This is a genomic window from Corynebacterium lowii, assembly GCF_001412085.1.
Classification (GTDB): Bacteria; Actinomycetota; Actinomycetes; order Mycobacteriales; family Mycobacteriaceae; genus Corynebacterium; species Corynebacterium lowii.
This window is the reverse complement of record NZ_LKEV01000002.1, coordinates 111,019-127,654: the sequence shown is the minus strand read 5'-3', so window position 1 is coordinate 127,654 and position 16,636 is coordinate 111,019. Positions and strand designations below refer to the sequence as shown.

The following is a 16,636-nucleotide window of genomic DNA, read 5'->3' as shown; positions in this document are numbered from 1 at the left end:
GCAGCGGCACGAGCCGCGCTTTGCTTTCCCTGGGTGCTCTTCCCGGGAGGCAAGGCGCGGCTCGTGCGTTGCCGGGGCTGCTGGTTATAAAGGCCTGGTTGGGCTGGGGCGGCGGGTACACTCATGCCCCATGAGCGCAGCACAACAGCCCAACCCCGGACACGTCTACCTCGTGGGAGGAGGGCCCGGCGCCTGGGACCTCATCACCGTGCGCGGCATGAAGGCCCTAGAGCGCGCCGAGGTGATTCTCACCGATCACCTCGGCCCCACGGGGGAGTTGGACCAGCTGTGCGATACCACGCACAAAGAGATCATCGACGTAGCCAAGCTGCCCTACGAGCGCCAAACCGCTCAGGAAAAGATCAATGAACTCCTGGTGGAACACGCCCAGGCGGGGAAGGTCGTGGCCCGACTCAAAGGGGGAGACCCCTACGTATTTGGCCGGGGCTTCGAGGAATACGAATACTGCCTGCGCCACAGCATTGACTGCGAGGTCATACCCGGCGTGACCTCGGCGGTCTCCGTGCCCGCCCTGGCCGGAGTACCCGTGACCCAGCGCGGCCTCGTCCATTCCTTCCACGTCGTTTCCGGTCACCTGCCACCCGGCCACCCGCGCTCGGAGGTCGATTGGCAGGCCCTAGCCCGCAGCGGCGGCACCATCGTGGTCATCATGGGGGTACGCCAGGCCCCGGCGATTGCTCAGGCGCTTATCGACGCCCCCTTGGCGCCCACCACCCCCTGCGCCATCGTGCAGGAGGGCAGCACCTCCCAACAGCGCGTGTTCCGCTGCGACTTGGGAACCCTGGCCGAGACGATGGAGCGCTACGAGGTGCGTTCCCCGGCTACCTACGTGATTGGTGAGGTGGCGGGGTTGAGCGCGAATCAACCCTAGGAATGAGGCGCGGGGCGCTACCCGGTGGGTAGCGTGGGGAAAATGATGAGCGCGGCGTGGTGGAAGAAGATTGCACGGGGAACCGGCAAAGTAGTACTAGTTTTATTTGCTGTGCTTACTGTGGCTGCTTACTGGGATGAGGGGCCGGTTAAAGCTACTACTATGTCCCTGCTGGTCCTCGTTGCATTATTCTTTCGCCGTGCGCCCAATGTTTTGATTATATTTGTGGGGGTATTGGTTACTATTGCGCTTTTTTCTGGGACGTCCGAAGGGGGCGGGATAGTTCTCATTGCCCTTATATATTTTTCATATTTCGTTGCCACTTTATGCGGCTGGTACATTTCTATTATTTATATATCCTATATAGTTGGTGTTATTTTTCTCGCTTGTCTTGCGCGCTTGCATGAAGTGTATGATACCTGGGGGATGCTCGGGGCATTTACGGGTAGAATTATTCCCATTGTGGCTTTTTGGCTACTGGGCACGCTGTTGCGTCAACGCTCCGAAACTATCGTACTGATGCGAGAGAAGGCCGAACTCGCCGGAACCCTAGAGCGCACCCGCATCGCCAGGGAGATGCACGACATTATCGCTCATAATCTTTCCGGGGTGATTGCGCTGGCGGATGGCGCTCGATATAACGCTGTTAAGAACCCGCAGATGGCGGCAGAGACCTTGGAAACTATCTCACAGACCTCCCGGGAGGCGCTGACTCAAATGCGGGGTTTGCTCTCAGTTTTGCGGGAAGAGGGAGGGCGGGAACGTAACGCGGCCCCAGGTGTAGCCGATATAGCGGCCCTGGTGGCGGATGCTCGCCGCAATGGTTTGGAGCTTACCGTTATTGGCTTAGGCGATATTCCTGCGGATCTTCCTACGTTCGTTCAATTCACTATTTATCGCACCATGCAGGAATTACTCACGAATATGCTCAAGTACTCCTCCACGGCCACGGGTGGGATCAAGGTCGAAACTCAAGGTCAAATGCTATTGATTCAATCTCACAATCCCACAGAGAGCAAGCCCAATGAGGGTGGCTTTGGTCTCATTGGTATGGAGGAGCGTTTGCTGGCTCAGGGAGGCCGGTTAGAGGTGAAGAGGGAAAACGGAGAGTTCGTAGTGAAAGCACAGGTGGCCCTATGAAAGCGGACAATACAGTGATCCGAGTGGGGCTGGTGGACGATCAACCCCTGGTGCGCACGGGCTTTGCGATGCTGCTCGGTTCCCAGGCGGATATGCGGGTGGTTTGGGACGTGAGCGATGGTGACCAGGTATTAGCCCAAGAGCCGGCGGACGTGGTGCTCATGGACGTGCAAATGGCCCGCATGGACGGAATAGAGGCCACCCGCGCGCTTCTGAAACAGCACCCACAAACCAGAATCATCATGCTCACCACCTTTGATGAGCACGACTTTGTGCGCGGCGCTGTCGAGGCCGGGGCCAGCGGTTTCTTGCTCAAAGACGCCCAACCGGAGGAATTGTTGCGCGCCGTGCGCGTGGTGCATTCCGGCGAGGCAGTGTTATCCCCCAAAGTCACCGCGAATGTGCTGCGCGATATGACGGAAAAGGGGGCGCCGATAAGCAGTCCTCCTGCCCCGGTGGAGGAATTAACGCAGCGGGAAACGCACGTGTTGCGCCTTATGGCGCTGGGGCTGAATAACCAGGAGATTGCGGAGCGCGAGTTTGTTTCTATGGCCACGGTGAAAACTCACGTGCGCCATATTCTGATGAAAACCTGTTCCAGGGATAGGGTGCAGGCCGTGCTTTTTGCGTACAGGCGCGGCGTGGTATCTCCACAGGAGCTACTTAATCATCCTCAAGGCTGAGCTAAGGTTTCAACCCGCAGGGCGATGTGGGCAGCGGGGTTCGGGGGCGAAGATAAAACCATGCTCACAATCAAGAATCTCACTAAGACGTATAAGTCAAAAAAGGCGGTGGATAACCTTTCCTTCACCGTCCCCGATGGCCTCGTGACTGGCTTCCTCGGGCCCAACGGTGCGGGAAAGTCCACCACGATGCGCATGGCCGTCGGGCTGGAACGCCCCACCTCGGGCACGGCAACCTTCGACGGCACGGACTTCCGCAAACTCAGCCACCCCGGCAAAGTGGTGGGCACGCTGCTCGACGCCACCTGGTTCCATCCCGGCCGTAGCGCTCGCGCCCACCTGGGCATGATGGCCTCCCTGCAAAAGGTACCCATGAGCCGCGTGGACGACGTGCTAGAGCGCGTGGGCATCGCGGAGGTGGCACACAAGAAGGTGGGCGGCTACTCGCTGGGCATGAAGCAGCGCTTCGGCCTGGCCTGCGCGCTGCTGGGCGACCCCAAGCACTTGCTTCTCGACGAGCCCGTCAACGGCCTTGACCCCGAGGGCGTGCACTGGATGCGTGATCGCATCCGGGAGCTGGCCGCCGAGGGACGTTCCGTGCTGGTCTCCTCCCACCTGCTCTCCGAGATGTCCATGACGGCGGATCGCCTGGTGGTGATCGGGCGTGGACAGTTGGTGCGTGAGGGCACCGTGGACGAGTTCGTGGGCACCAGTGGGGAGACGGTGATCGAGGTGAAGGTGGACCGCCCCGACGTGCTGGAAGATGCGCTGGCTAGCGCGGGCATCCAGGTGGAGCGCGGGGCAGATAACCTGCTGCGCGTTTTTGGCATGGACGACCCCATCGAGGTAGGGGCCATGTGCCGCGCACTCGACCTCACCGTGGCGGGCTTGCAGCGCCGTACTCCCTCCCTGGAAGAAGCCTTCCTGGCCGCCACCGTCGATTCCACCGAATATCGGGCCTCCTAAAACCTTCTCACAGAAAAGGACTATTCATCGTGTCATTCTTACAGAGCCAAGCGCGTGCTCTCTTCTCTCTCCGAGCCACCTGGATTTATCTGGGCATCATCTGCCTGGGCATGGCGGGGATCGGTTTCCTGGTGGCCTTTGGTACGGGGAAGGAGGAAGAGCTGGTGGCTGCCGGATTCTTAGTGAACCCGGGCCAGTTTGCTCTCCTCGTGATGGTCTTTGGGGCCGCCATGCTCCCCGGCGCGGACCTCACCAAGGGAACTCTGGGGTGGTGCTACCTCTCCACCAATCATCGTTTTGCGCTCCTGCTCAGCCAGGTGGCTTTGCTGATCGCTGCTTTTTCTGCGGCGACGGTTCTCGGCGCGGCGGTGTCCGTGTTGCTCGTGCTGGCCTTGGGTTACAAAGTGGACTTTGCTCTGGATAAGGAGCAATGGCAGGGTATTGCCACTGTTTTCTCCGAATGGATTGTCTTTAGCATCCTGGCGGTGTTGCTCACCTACATCTTTGGTCGGGCCGTCTATGCCGTCATGCTGTTGGTGCTTGATCTATTCCTTCTGGAAATGTCACTGAACCTTATGCCCCAGGAATGGGCGCATAAACTCGCCCAGTTGCTTCCCATGCGTAACACTATGGTCATGGCCTTGGGGGCTGAACCAGGGGAGATCGGAAGGCTGGGCGCCACCCTCATCATCGTCACCCTCATCGCGCTTCTGGGAGCCGCCGCTTGGCGGATTACTGATCGCCGCGCGGTGAACTGAAAAAGAAAGAACTGAAAGGAAAGAATCATAAAGACCAATCGTATTTCCCTGGCCCTGATGGCTGCTCTGACCTGTGTTCCCGCCGTAACCGTTGCGGCAACCCCCGCCACTGCGGCCGTCGATAATGGCGCTGAGGTGGCCCCCGGCGCGCCGATGCGGATGCAAATCGAAGGAATGGAGCGCCCCGAGAATATGCCGCCGGAGGTATTTACGGCGATGTCGTGCTCGCAGGGTGTTCCCGGTACCGTGACCCTTCCTGATGGAAGCAAGCGCAATGTGATGGTGAGCGCCGCGCACTGCGTGAAGGGGACAGACGACGATGACGTACAGCCCGATGTGTACGTCTATGCGCCGCTGGAAGAAGGCAACGAGCTCATCGCTATGGCCGCGCATGGGGAGAAAATGCGCATGGAGCCGGGAGAGCACTGGATAGAGACGCAGCTAGGGATACCTAATATGCCCGATTGGGCCACCGCTGACCTCGGGCCCGACGTGGAGATGAGCCGTGTGGCGGACTCCGTGGATCAATATGGGCGACGCCACGGTGAGCCGGTGGAGCTGACCGGGGTGCGCGATTACCGTGACCTCCAAGACTGGGAAATTTCCTTTGATAACTTTGGCCAGCCTATCTGCAAGGATGGACAGACCAGCGGGCGCACGTGCGGTATCCAATTCATGCGCACGAGAAATGGCCTGTGGTACCTGGGCACCGGTATCCCCGGTGATTCCGGGGGAGTGAACTTTGACCCCAATAATGGCGAGGCGCTGGGAGTATCTTCTCTGGCCTCGTGGGGTTTGGTGGTACGCGCCCAGCCGGTGGATATTGCGCTGGAAGAGGCCTATGACATTCCCGATGGGCAGGTCAATGAGTACTTCGCCCTGCCGGACTCCACCGCCCCGCATGCTCCCATGAGGACGTTTGAGGAAGATCAGCAGGCAACGCGCCAGTGGATGGAGGAGAACTCCCCGGAGGCGCTTGATGAGCCAGTTACTTTCGAGAGCGCAAAGAAGAAGGCGGACCAGAACATAGCAGAGAGCGTGGCCGAGGCGCATGTACAAGCCCGCGATTCGGTGAACCTGCTATCCGAGGACCCCACCCAGGTGGGGCAGGTGGCGGAAAATGCCGTGAATACCGCGCTCTATGTGGGTGAGCGGTTGGAGGGGACTGCACGGGCTTATGCCGAGGCCTTCCAAACCTCTCTGGAAGAGGAATGAATGAAAGTGGGGACACAGGTGCACTTGCTGAGTTACGGTGAACACAGCAAACAACACGGAAGAATCAGATAGGGGAGAAAATGAAGACTCGTAACCTCATTGGTACCGCCTCGGCGGTCATGATCTCTGCGGTGGCAGTGACCACCGCCCCAGGCGCCATCGCCTCAGCGGCCGAGGTGGCCCCCGGTGCTCCGATGCGTATGCAAACGGATGCCTACGAAGATGAGCCCATTGACATCCCCTTGGAGATTCAGGCTACCGGCGGCTGCTCCCAGGGTGTGCCGGGCACCGTCACCCTGCCCGATGGCACCACCAAGAACGTGCTGGTGAGCGCTGGACACTGCCTCTATGGAATCGAGGGAGACGGCACGGAGACCTACCCGGAGGTCTATGCTCCGCTCTATGATGAGCACGGCCTCATCGCCCAGCGCGAGCATGGAGAAAAGGTGTATCCGGCCGAGGACAGCCTAAACGCGGAACAACTGGCCGTGCAATACAACGGCGCGGACTGGGCCACTGCGGAAATCCCCGAAGGAGTGGAGGCCACCCGCGTGGCCGATTCCGTGGATCAGTACGGGCGCCGGCACGGTGAGCCGGTGGAACTGACCGGGGTGCGCGATTATCGCGACCTGGGTCCGTGGGAGGTATCGTTTGATAACTTTGGCCAGCCTATCTGCAAGGATGGCCAGACCAGCGGGCGCACCTGCGGGGTACAGGTGCTGCGGACGAGCAACGGCCTGTGGCATACCGCTTTGAGCCTGCCCGGTGATTCCGGTGGGGTGAACTTTGACCCCAATAACGGCGAGGCCCTGGGAGTGACCTCGATGGGCTTCTATGGCTTTGGTGGGCGCGCCCAGCCCATCGACGTGGCCATCGAGGAGGTGTATGGCATACCCGATGGGGAGGTCAATGAGCACTTCACCTTGCCGGAATCCACCCAGCTGCACACCCCCATGTACACCCTGGAGGAGGAGTCTCAGCGCAAGGCGCAGTGGGCGGAAGAGAACCTTCCCGAGGAGATGACTGTCCCCGAGGAGCCTCTCACGTTGGAGGACGCGCAGATCGTGGCAGAGGTGAACTTTGAGGCAGGAGTGGGGGAGGCTCGCCTCCAAACCCAGGACGCCGTGAATACCCTTTCCCAGGACCCCACTCAAGTTGGCACCGTGGTGGAGAGCGCTATCGAGGGCACGCAGCGCATCGGTGGCCTCGTAGAGCAGACCGCCGAGGTGTATGAGGCGGCCTTGCAGAACTCGCTGACAGAAAGCTAGACCACCAAGGTCAGCTCCGTGGGGGAGTTCTCCTCCACGGTCATGCCCGCAGCGCGCGCTACCTGGGCGACCTCGGGGGCGTCGGCAGGCGCGGTCTCCGATAGCGCGAGCACGCGGGCCAGTTCTCCCTTGTAGTGCTTGTTGAAGTGGCTCACCACCTTGCGGCTGCCGTCCTCGCGCACGGATTCCACCCGCACGGTGAGCGCGCCGGGGAGTTTGCCGAGTTGCTGATACCCCCCGGAACGCAGATCAATCACCAGGCCCTCCACCTCGCTCAAAGCCTGGGTGATAGCCGAGCCCCAGCGGGCCTTCATGGTGGGGGTGGCTCCCGTGGCGTCGGGAAGTTTGGTAGAGGCCGAAAGCCGGTAGTGGGGGATGGGGTTCTCCGCGCCGAGCACCCCGAAGAGTGCAGAACCGATGGCCAGGCGCGCGCGGGCTTGCGGGGGCAGGGAGGGGGCGTCGAGGGCGTCGTAAAGCACCCCCGTGTAGCGCTCAATGGCGGGCATGGTGGGGCTATGCAGGAGGCGGGCGCTCAGCTCGGCCTCGGGGCGCAGTTTTTCCGATATGCCCAGCACCGCGAGTGCTTCATCCACCGTTAAGCGGGTGAGGTCGGCGGCGATGCTGGCGCGCTGCGGGTTCAAAGAGGGGAAGGAAAGGCTTTCCCAGCGCAGTGGCGCGCCATCGCCCCCGTGGGCCTTGGTTTCCGAAGGGGGGAGGACGATCAACATGCGCTATAGCCTACGGGTAAAGTCAGTGGCCATGATTACTCGCTTGTCCACGCTCTTTTTGCGAACCCTGCGTGAGGACCCCGCCGACGCAGAAGTACCCAGCCATAAGTTACTGGTGCGCGCCGGATATATTCGCCGCGTTGCCCCCGGTATTTATTCCTGGTTGCCGCTGGGCTTGCGCACGCTGCGCAAGATTGAAACGGTGGTGCGCGAGGAGATGGATGGTATCGGCGCCCAGGAACTTCTCTTCCCCGCGCTGCTGCCGCGCGAGCCTTATGAGACCTCCCAGCGTTGGACGGAGTACGGCAACTCCCTGCTGCGCCTGAAAGACCGCAAGGGTGCGGACATGCTGCTTGGCCCCACCCACGAGGAAATGTTCACCACGGCGGTCAAGGACCTCTATTCCTCCTACAAGGACTTCCCGGTCACGCTTTACCAGGTGCAGACCAAGTACCGCGATGAGGAACGCCCGCGTGCGGGTATCCTGCGCGGCCGCGAGTTCGTGATGAAGGATTCCTACTCCTTTGACATGGACGACGAGGGTCTTGATGCCTCCTACCAGGCGCACCGCGCCGCCTACCAGCGCATTTTTGACCGCCTGGGCCTGGAATACGTGATCTGCGCGGCCACCTCCGGGGCGATGGGTGGCTCGGCCTCCGAGGAGTTCCTGGCTATTTCCCCCAACGGCGAGGACACCTTTGTGCGCGCCACCGAGGGAGCTTACGCCGCCAACGTGGAGGCCGTGGTTACCCAGCCGGGCACCGAGCGCGAGATCGAGGGCCAGCCCGAGGCCCGCGTGTGCGAGACTCCCGACGCCCCCACGATGGATACCCTCGTGGCCTGGGCACGCGAGGAGGGCTTAACTATCGACGGCCGCGAGGTGCAGCTGGAAGATACCCTCAAGTGCCTCATGGTGCGGGTGACTCAACCTGGCGCGGAAGAGGCCGAACTCACCGGAATCTTGCTGCCGGGCGACCGCGAGGCCGATATGAAGCGCCTGGAAGCCTCCTTTGAGCCCGCCACCGTGGAACTAGCCACCGAAGAGGACTTCAAGAAAAATCCCTTCCTGGTCAAGGGGTACATCGGCCCCAAGGGTCTGGCCGCCAACGACGTGCGCGTGCTAGCCGACCCCCGCGTGGTGAGCGGCACGCGCTGGATCACCGGGGCCGACGAGAAGAACCGCCACATCGTGAACCTGGTGTGCGGGCGCGACTTCACCCCGGACGGTTTTGTGGAGGCCGCCCAGATCAAGGAGGGCGACCCCGCCCCCGCAGGCCAGGGCACGCTGACCCTGGAACGCGGCATCGAGATCGGCCACATCTTCCAGCTGGGGCGCAAGTACACCGAGGCCTTCGACGTACAAATTCTGGACGGCAATGGCAAGCGCTCCGTGCCCACGATGGGCTCCTACGGCATTGGCGTATCCCGCGTGATGGCGGTGCTTGCTGAGCAGATGCACGATGAGAAGGGCCTGCGCTGGCCCGTTGAGGTGGCCCCGTATCAGGTGCACGTGGTGGCCGCGAACAAGGACGCCGAGGCCATTGCGGCCGCCGAGAAACTAGCCGAGGAACTTTCCGCAGCGGGAATCGACGTGCTTTTCGACGACCGCCCCAAGGTCAGCCCCGGCGTGAAGTTCAAGGACGCCGAACTGCTCGGCATGCCCTTCGCCGCGGTTCTGGGCCGTGGCTACGCCCAGGGCGTTATCGAGGTGCGCCGCCGCGGTGGGGAGACCGTGGAGGTTCCCGCCGCCGAGGCCGCGCAGACCCTGGTGGAGTGGGTGCGGGCTTAGCTTTGCTAGGTGCCTCCGTTGAGCGCTTGGGGCTTAACGGGGCTGGGTGCTTGGGGCTGAATGTTTAGCCGGGCACTTAACGGAACCGCCCGGCGTGGGCGGCCCCGGTGATCGCCAGGTTGAGCCAACCGCCCTCGTTGCTTTCCGCGTCTGCTGCGGCGGCCTCCCAGGAATCGGCCGCCTGGGCAATGGCGGCGTTGATGAAGGCCTGGGCAGAGGCGGCGTCGGTGGGAGAGGCTATCCCGGTAATCTCATATCCGGCTTCGGCCACGGGTACCTCGCCGGTGGGCTCTAGGGCGGTGGTTAGTGCCGCGATGCGCTCATTAATGGCGGCGGTGAGGTCTTTGAGGTTCGTGGCACCAAAGGCCTTGGCCACGCCCACCCCGTAGGCCAGAGCATATTCCCCGCGCAGTACCTCGCGGGCAGCTTCGGCGGCCTCCGGTTCCTCGGTGAGGTTGGCGGCTTGGGCGGCCTTGGCGACGTCGGTAGAGCCGGTAGCCTCAGCCAGGATAATGGCTTGTTGGGCCGCCAGGGGGCGCGATTCCTCCGGGAGGTCGCCAAAGGTGGCGATGATTTGCTCCAACCCCGTGGTTTCCACCGGCTCGCTGGCTTCCTCGACTTTTTCAGCGGAGCAAGAGGCGGGGGTAGAGCCATCCTCAAGGGTGCCGCAGAGCCGGGCTACCTCGGCGTCGAAAGCAAGGGCCTGCTCCCCGCGCAGTGCGGAAAGTTCCGGATCGCTGCCTTCCAGGCGCTCGGCGTCCTCGCGGGCACCTTGGGCCAGAGCGCTCACGGCGGCGTTGGGCTTGGGGCCAAAGAGGGAATCGACCTCGCAGCCACTCAACAGAGGAGCGGCGGCGAGGGTAGCGGCGAGGGTAAGGCTGGCGCGGGAACGGAAGAAAGACACGTGCATTGACCATACCGGCCTCACGCTAGGCTTGGATCATGCCATTCCCGAGCGCTGAACAAATCACCGACCTCGCCCGCTCCATCGTGGAGGCCCACGGACACCCCATCGAGGGGGTACGCATCAACCGTGCGGGCAAGAAATCCCTGGTAGGGGTCATGGTGGATGCCGATTCCGATACCCTTGAGGCCATCTCCGGCGAGCTCTCCGCACTTTTCGACGCCGCTGAGGCCGCAGGTGACCTCAACTTCGGCCCCGGCTACACCCTGGAAGTGAGCACCCCCGGCGTGGACACCCCGCTGACCGCTCCGCGTCACTGGAAGCGCAACCGCAACCGCATGGTGGAAGTGAAAGTGGGGGATGAGACCCTAACCGGGCGCATCGGGGCGCTATCCGAGGACGAAAATGCCGTGATCCTGGTGCGCAAGGAGGGGAAAACCCTGCGCGTAGAGGAACTGCGATTGGAACAAGAACTCACGGCAGTGGTACAAATTGAGTTCGCACAACCGCCGGTGGAACAGACCGCACTCACCGGCATGACATTCGAGGAAGCCACGCAGTGGCAGGAGGAGAACAAGTGAATATTGACCTCGGCGCGCTTCAAGCGATCGAAAACGACCGGGAAATCCCCGTTGAAGAACTGCTCCAGACGGTAGCAGGGGCTCTCCTCCAGGCCTATCGCACCTATCGAGGCACCACGCCCAGCGATTCCGAGCGCGCCCGCGTGGACATTGACCCCGCCACCGGGGCCGTGGCCGTGATCGTCACCGAATACGAGGAGGACGGCACCGTCTCCTCCGAATACGACGACACCCCCGAGGGCTTCGTGGGCGTGGCCGCCCCCGCCGTGCGCGACGCCCTCGTTAAGCGCTTGCGCGAGGCTGAAACCGGAGTGGCCTACGGCAACTACCAGCAACTCCAAGGCACCGTGGTATCCGGCGTGGTGCAGCGCGATGCCTACGCCAACCAAAAGGGCATCGTGGTGGTGGAACTGGGAACCGAGCTGGACTCCCAGGACGGTATTCTGCTGCCTGCCGAGCAGCTCCCCGGCGAAAAACTCAGCCACGGCGAGCGAGTGAAGGCCTACGTGGTGGGGGTAAACCGCGGCCCGCGCAACCTGCAAATCAACCTCTCGCGTACCCACCCGGAACTGGTGCGCGGCCTCTTTGAGCTCGAAGTCCCCGAGATCGTGGAGGGCTCCGTGGAAATCGTGGGCATCGCCCGCGAGGCCGGACACCGCTCCAAGGTGGCCGTGAAGGCCCGCTCCCGAGGACTCAATGCCAAGGGAGCCTGCATTGGGCCGCGCGGGCAGCGCGTGCGCAACATCATGGAGGCCCTGGGAGGGGAGAAGATCGACATTATCGACTACTCCAATAACCCCAAGGAGTTTGTGGCCAACGCGCTTTCCCCCTCCAAGGTGGTGCGGGTGGAAATCCTCAGTGAGGAGGAACAATCCGCGCGCGTGGTGGTGCCGGATTATCAGCTTTCTTTGGCTATCGGTAAAGAAGGGCAGAACGCGCGCTTGGCGGCTAGGCTCACGGGGTGGAAGATTGATATTCACTCCGATGCGGAATAAATGCTCGATTCTAGGGGTTCTGACCTGCGAAAACTTTGGGGGTGTTCGCGGGGCGGGGGATTGATCCCGCAAAAATCCCTCACGAGAGATTGGGCAGGGCAATATCGCTAGGCATGTTGGGGCTTTGTAGGGCAGATATATGGTCTATTGATCGGGAGCTGTGCTACTGTGGGCGACACTGTTGGGGAAGGAAGCGCTGCTATGAGTGATTTGCAGTTTGAGTACGTTACGGAAGAGGGGCTCCGCGAGCGTCGAAGGCTCTTGGAAGCTCAGCTTGATGTGTCTGCTTACCTCGGTATTGAGGGGCCGGGTTTGAGCTATCGTAATCTGCATTATCTTGCCGATATGGGAGTTCTCACTGAAGCGGATCGCGATATTTATGATGAACTGGTGGGGATTGAATTTCTTTTGGGGGAGAGGTAATTAAATGCCTGATAGGCTGCATGGGGGTGCGCAGGTTTTCTTCCGTTCCGTATGGGACACGTTGGGAAAATGCTTACCTCTGTTCGGTGCGGTGCCGGTTACGCTGATTTATAGGGAAAATGATAGAGCGGAGTTTAAGGTCTCTATCCCTTTAAGTTTTCAAGCTAGCGCGGGACGGCATATGTACTCGTCTAGGCCCTCTGATCTCTACTCGTGCTATATCTCGATTGAGACGTGTCCGAATAGGGATGGGGACTATCTTGCAGTGCATAGCTCGCAATATGCTCTGCGGGTGGGTTCGGCGCCTATAGTGCGATTTGAATATGACAGGGATAAGAGCATTGCTCATCCAGTGGCTCATATCCATTTCCACGGAGCAGGGACCTGGCTTAGTCCAGCGTTGATGAGGAATAAACCTAAACAGAATAAGGAAGCGCGCCAAGGAAAGATTGAGGGGATACACTTTCCCGTGGGTGGGCATCGGTTCCGGCCCTCGCTGGAGGACTTCCTCTTTTTCCTTCTTGGTGAATGTGGCTTTGAGGGAAAGACGGGTTGGGAAAATGTGATTAGTCGAAGTCGTAACGAATGGATGGATATTCAACTTAGGGCTGCGGTGCGAGATAATCCCGCCGTTGCTGTGGAGAAGTTGAGAGAACTGGGTTATGGAGTTGTAGAACCAGAACAGGGCCCCGTGTCGTACTGGCGTCGCGCAGGATGGTGAGGGGCGGGCGCTGGGTAGGTTATGTAGCTAGGGAGTACTGGCTCTCGGGAATTGAACACACACCCCTCCATCATGGTTACGGTTTTCCGCCGGTGGTGGCGTACACTGTACTGCGGCCCTGATAACCGCAGGGTCCGGTTTGTGCACCGAAAAAGAAGGAAGAGCAAGGGAAAGGGGCTGGATTGTTGCAAAAGACGCCAATCCGCACCTGCGTTGCCACCCGGCAGCGCCACCCCGATTCCGTTTTGCTGCGCATGGTGGTCGATCCCCAGGATATAAAGAGGATCATTCCCGATCCTCAGCGTCAATTGCCTGGTCGAGGAGCCTGGATCACCCCGGATCTTGGGGCGTTAGAGCTTGCGGAAAAGCGCCGCGCGATCCCGCGCGCGCTGAAGGTGCCCGTGGATGCGGACACGAGTGAAGTTCATATCTACCTGGAAGCCCTGGCGGCTTCCGAGGTTTTAGGGACGGAACGGACAGATGAGAAAGAAGACCGAACACTGATGAGCACACGATGAAGCATCAGCGATGAACGTCAAGAATCAGGTCTAGGAACCGGGAAGTACCCCACATATCGCGGGTGCTTCTCGCTTCCTAGCACAACAGCTAAGGAGAGAAGTGCCCGGAAAGCTACGTGTACACGAGCTAGCCAAGCAACTCGGTATCACCAGCAAGGAGCTGCTCGCCACGCTCAAGGAGCAAGGCGAGTTCGTTAAGACTGCCTCTTCCACCATCGAACCCCCGGTGGTAAAGAAGATGCGCGCGCATTATGAGGCTGCCACTGGTGCGGCACCCGAGGAGAAGGGTGCTGCTAAGCCTGGTCCGAAGCCGGGGCCTGCTGCGGCAAAGAAGCCCGCGGCCCCCAAGCCCGGCCAAAACAGCCAGCAAACGGCACCGGCGGGACAAAAGCAGGCTGCTAAGCCTGGTCCGAAGCCGGGGCCTGCTGCGGCAAAGAAACCTGCCGCCCCCAAGCCCGGCCAAAACAGCACTCACAGTGCTCAGGGACCGGCCTTCCAGGCTCCGACGGCGCAGGCTGCGCAAACGGCACCGGCGGGACAAAAGCAGGCTGCTAAGCCTGGTCCGAAGCCGGGGCCTGCTGCGGCAAAGAAGCCCGCCGCCCCCAAGCCCGGCCAGAGCAGTACGCAAAATGCCCAAGGTCAGGCGCCGAAGCCGGGCCAGCAGCGCGCGAAGCAGGGTGGCGATCGTCCCACTCCGCGCTCCATGCCTAAGCCCGGCCCGAAGCCGGGTGGCCGCGCCCCGCGCGTGGCAAATAACCCCTTCTCCACCGGTGGTGGGGATCGCCCCGCTCCGCGTCCGGGCGGCAGCGGCGGCAACCGTGGCGGGGGCCCGCGCCCCGGCCAGCAGTCTCCGCGCCCTGGTCAGCAGTCCAAGCGCTCCGGTGGTGCTCCGCGTCCGGGCGGCAGCGGCTCCGGCAAGGGCCCCACGCCCGCGATGATGCCGGCGCACCCGAACCCGGGCCAGATGCCTGCTACCTCGGCCAATAGCGGCCGCGGTGGGCGTGGTGGCAATAACCGTGGCGGTGGCCCGACCGGTGGCGGAGGATTCCGCGGCGGCCGCGGTGGGCGTCGTGGTGGCACGGCGGGTGCCTTCGGGCGTCCGGGTGGCGCTCCGCGTAGGGGGCGCAAGTCCAAGCGGCAGAAGCGCAATGAGTTCGAGGCAATGAAGGCCCCGAACGTCATTGGCGGCGTGCAACTGCCCGATGGCGGCGGACAGAAGCTGCGCCTGCGTCGCGGCGCCTCGCTTTCCGACTTCGCGGAGAAGATCGGTACCGATGCCTCCTCGCTGGTGCAGGCCCTGTTCAATCTGGGCGAGATGGTCACGGCCACGGCTTCCGTTTCCGAGGAGACGTTGAAGCTGCTGGGCGAGGAGATGAACTACACCGTTGAGGTCGTCTCCCCCGAGGACGAGGACCGCGAGCTGCTGGAATCCTTTGATCTCCAGTTCGGTGAGGACGAGGGCGGCGAGGAAGAACTCGCTCAGCGTCCCCCAGTGGTCACGGTCATGGGTCACGTGGATCACGGTAAGACCCGCCTGCTCGATACCATCCGTAACGCCAACGTGGGCGGCCGCGAGGCCGGTGGTATCACGCAGGGCATTGGTGCCTACCAGGTGAACGTGGAGGTCGAGGACGGCGAACGCACGATCACCTTCCTCGATACCCCTGGTCACGAGGCCTTTACCGCCATGCGTGCCCGTGGTGCAAAGTCCACGGACATCGCCATCTTGGTGGTGGCTGCCGATGACGGCGTGATGCCTCAGACGGTGGAAGCCATCAACCACGCCAAGGCGGCCGACGTGCCGATCGTGGTGGCGGTGAACAAGATTGATAAGGAAGGCGCTCAGCCGGAGAAGATTCGCGGCCAGCTCACCGAGTACGGCCTGGTGCCCGAGGAATATGGTGGCGACACCATGTTCGTGGACATCTCCGCTAAGCAGGGGCAGAACATTGATTCTCTGCTAGAGGCCGTGGTGCTTACTGCCGACGCCGCCCTCGATCTGCGTGCGAACCCGGATATGGATGCCCAGGGTATCTCGATCGAGGCGCACCTCGATCGTGGGCGTGGCCCCGTCTCCACGGTGATCGTGCAGCGCGGTACCCTGCGTGTGGGCGATTCCATCGTGGTGGGTGATACCTATGGTCGCGTGCGCCGCATGGTGGACGAGTACGGCGAGGACGTCGAAGAGGCCGGTCCCTCGCGTCCGGTGCAGGTGCAGGGCCTCAACGGTGTTCCCGGCGCGGGCGATAACCTGCTCGTGGTGGAGGATGACCGCGTGGCCCGCCAGATCGCCAACCAGCGCGACGCCCGTCGCCGCAGCGCGGAGGCGGCTCGCAAGCGCAAGCGCGTCTCCCTGGAGGATCTGGATGAGGTGCTCAAGGAGCACTCCACCCTCAACCTCATTCTCAAGGGCGATAACGCCGGTTCGGTGGAAGCCCTGGAGGATGCCCTGCTCAAGATCGAGGTGGATGATGAGGTTCAGCTCAACATCATCGACCGCGGCGTGGGCGCGGTGACGCAGACGAACGTCACGCTGGCGGCGGCATCGGACGCCATCATCATTGCGTTCAACGTGCGCTCCGAGGGCAAGGCCACCGAGGAGGCCAACGCCGAGGGCGTGGATATCCGTTACTACACGGTTATTTACCAGGCCATCGACGAGGTGGAGAGCGCGCTCAAGGGCATGCTCAAGCCGATCTACGAGGAGCGCGAGGTGGGTACCGCGGAGATCCGTCAGATCTTCAAGGCATCTGCCGTGGGTCTCATCGCCGGTTGTATGGTGGAGTCCGGCAAGGTACGCCGCAACGCCAAGGTGCGCCTGGTGCGCGATGGCAATGTGGTTACCGAGAACGCCACCATTGACTCCCTGCGTCGTGGTAAGGATGATGCCACCGAGGTATCCGCTGGTTACGAGTGCGGTATGGTGCTCTCGTACCCGGACATCGTGGTGGGCGATCAGATCCAGGTCTACGAGATGGTGGAGGTGCCGCGCGAGGCATAAGCGGCCCGCAAGCGTCATCTCACCAGAAGGCCCACCGTGAGTTCAGTGTTGAAC

The 16,636-nt window shown here is 61.9% G+C and carries 15 protein-coding genes; 13 read left to right on the top strand and 2 right to left on the bottom strand.

What is annotated here, in order from left to right; all coding sequences use genetic code 11:
- Positions 1 to 130 precede the first annotated feature (130 nt).
- From cobA to Clow_RS11350, 7 genes are all read left to right on the top strand, one after another.
- Positions 131 to 892 carry a uroporphyrinogen-III C-methyltransferase gene (gene cobA / locus Clow_RS03945; protein ID WP_055176645.1) on the top strand — a complete coding sequence of 254 codons (762 nt, stop codon included), beginning with the start codon at positions 131 to 133 and terminating at the stop codon, positions 890 to 892.
- Positions 893 to 934: 42 nt separating this feature from the next.
- Positions 935 to 2,032, top strand: coding sequence for a sensor histidine kinase (locus tag Clow_RS03940; protein ID WP_156334618.1), 1,098 nt, complete (start codon positions 935 to 937; stop codon positions 2,030 to 2,032).
- Positions 2,029 to 2,715, top strand: a complete 687-nt coding sequence (locus Clow_RS03935) for a response regulator transcription factor (protein ID WP_082418516.1) — start codon at positions 2,029 to 2,031, stop codon at positions 2,713 to 2,715. Before Clow_RS03940 ends, Clow_RS03935 begins: the two co-directional genes overlap by 4 nt.
- A gap of 60 nt (positions 2,716 to 2,775) precedes the next feature.
- Positions 2,776 to 3,681 carry an ABC transporter ATP-binding protein gene (locus Clow_RS03930; protein ID WP_055177540.1) on the top strand — a complete coding sequence of 302 codons (906 nt, stop codon included), beginning with the start codon at positions 2,776 to 2,778 and terminating at the stop codon, positions 3,679 to 3,681.
- Between the two features lie 29 nt (positions 3,682 to 3,710).
- Positions 3,711 to 4,439, top strand: coding sequence for a hypothetical protein (locus Clow_RS03925; protein WP_055176639.1), 729 nt, complete (start codon positions 3,711 to 3,713; stop codon positions 4,437 to 4,439).
- Positions 4,440 to 4,496: 57 nt separating this feature from the next.
- Positions 4,497 to 5,654 (top strand): chymotrypsin family serine protease, encoded by a 1,158-nt coding sequence (locus tag Clow_RS03920; RefSeq protein WP_156334616.1) that lies wholly within the window; start codon positions 4,497 to 4,499, stop codon positions 5,652 to 5,654.
- Between the two features lie 80 nt (positions 5,655 to 5,734).
- Positions 5,735 to 6,922, top strand: coding sequence for a chymotrypsin family serine protease (locus Clow_RS11350; protein ID WP_082418515.1), 1,188 nt, complete (start codon positions 5,735 to 5,737; stop codon positions 6,920 to 6,922).
- On the opposite strand, the gene yaaA is transcribed toward Clow_RS11350, so the two are convergent.
- Positions 6,919 to 7,650 carry a peroxide stress protein YaaA gene (gene yaaA / locus Clow_RS03910; protein WP_055176637.1) on the bottom strand — a complete coding sequence of 244 codons (732 nt, stop codon included), beginning with the start codon at positions 7,648 to 7,650 and terminating at the stop codon, positions 6,919 to 6,921. The two genes, Clow_RS11350 and yaaA, sit on opposite strands and share 4 nt — an antisense overlap.
- A 31-nt stretch (positions 7,651 to 7,681) precedes the next feature.
- Between yaaA and Clow_RS03905 the strand changes: the two genes are divergently transcribed.
- A complete protein-coding gene (locus Clow_RS03905; RefSeq protein WP_055177532.1) occupies positions 7,682 to 9,439 on the top strand; it encodes a proline--tRNA ligase in 1,758 nt (585 codons plus the stop codon).
- Positions 9,440 to 9,515: 76 nt separating this feature from the next.
- Here the strand turns inward: Clow_RS03905 and Clow_RS03900 are convergent, their stop codons facing one another.
- A complete protein-coding gene (locus Clow_RS03900; RefSeq protein ID WP_156334614.1) occupies positions 9,516 to 10,343 on the bottom strand; it encodes a hypothetical protein in 828 nt (275 codons plus the stop codon).
- A 38-nt stretch (positions 10,344 to 10,381) separates the two neighbouring features.
- Here Clow_RS03900 and rimP point away from each other — a divergent pair, with 38 nt between their 5' ends.
- The 5 genes from rimP to infB all read left to right on the top strand — a co-directional run bounded on the left by rimP (position 10,382) and on the right by infB (position 16,582).
- The gene (rimP, locus tag Clow_RS03895; RefSeq protein ID WP_055176632.1) at positions 10,382 to 10,924 is read left to right on the top strand and encodes a ribosome maturation factor RimP; all 543 of its coding nucleotides are present in this window, start codon (positions 10,382 to 10,384) and stop codon (positions 10,922 to 10,924) included.
- On the top strand, positions 10,921 to 11,919 hold the full coding sequence (gene nusA / locus Clow_RS03890; RefSeq protein WP_055176631.1) for a transcription termination factor NusA: 999 nt from the start codon (positions 10,921 to 10,923) through the stop codon (positions 11,917 to 11,919). Before rimP ends, nusA begins: the two co-directional genes overlap by 4 nt.
- A 201-nt stretch (positions 11,920 to 12,120) precedes the next feature.
- The gene (locus Clow_RS03885; RefSeq protein ID WP_055176629.1) at positions 12,121 to 12,342 is read left to right on the top strand and encodes a hypothetical protein; all 222 of its coding nucleotides are present in this window, start codon (positions 12,121 to 12,123) and stop codon (positions 12,340 to 12,342) included.
- Between the two features lie 903 nt (positions 12,343 to 13,245).
- Positions 13,246 to 13,581, top strand: a complete 336-nt coding sequence (locus Clow_RS03880; RefSeq protein ID WP_055176626.1) for a YlxR family protein — start codon at positions 13,246 to 13,248, stop codon at positions 13,579 to 13,581.
- Between the two features lie 100 nt (positions 13,582 to 13,681).
- Positions 13,682 to 16,582 (top strand): translation initiation factor IF-2, encoded by a 2,901-nt coding sequence (infB, locus tag Clow_RS03875; RefSeq protein WP_055176623.1) that lies wholly within the window; start codon positions 13,682 to 13,684, stop codon positions 16,580 to 16,582.
- The last annotated feature ends 54 nt before the right edge of the window (positions 16,583 to 16,636 follow it).

Bases quoted from the DNA above. Each gene is read 5' to 3' on its own strand.
- cobA (WP_055176645.1), top strand. From the start codon at position 131: ATGAGCGCAGCACAACAGCCCAACCCCGGACACGTCTACCTCGTGGGA.
- Clow_RS03940 (WP_156334618.1), top strand. From the start codon at position 935: ATGATGAGCGCGGCGTGGTGGAAGAAGATTGCACGGGGAACCGGCAAA.
- Clow_RS03935 (WP_082418516.1), top strand. From the start codon at position 2,029: ATGAAAGCGGACAATACAGTGATCCGAGTGGGGCTGGTGGACGATCAA.
- Clow_RS03930 (WP_055177540.1), top strand. From the start codon at position 2,776: ATGCTCACAATCAAGAATCTCACTAAGACGTATAAGTCAAAAAAGGCG.
- Clow_RS03920 (WP_156334616.1), top strand. From the start codon at position 4,497: ATGGCTGCTCTGACCTGTGTTCCCGCCGTAACCGTTGCGGCAACCCCC.
- Clow_RS11350 (WP_082418515.1), top strand. From the start codon at position 5,735: ATGAAGACTCGTAACCTCATTGGTACCGCCTCGGCGGTCATGATCTCT.
- yaaA (WP_055176637.1), bottom strand. From the start codon at position 7,650: ATGTTGATCGTCCTCCCCCCTTCGGAAACCAAGGCCCACGGGGGCGAT.
- Clow_RS03905 (WP_055177532.1), top strand. From the start codon at position 7,682: ATGATTACTCGCTTGTCCACGCTCTTTTTGCGAACCCTGCGTGAGGAC.
- rimP (WP_055176632.1), top strand. From the start codon at position 10,382: ATGCCATTCCCGAGCGCTGAACAAATCACCGACCTCGCCCGCTCCATC.
- Clow_RS03885 (WP_055176629.1), top strand. From the start codon at position 12,121: ATGAGTGATTTGCAGTTTGAGTACGTTACGGAAGAGGGGCTCCGCGAG.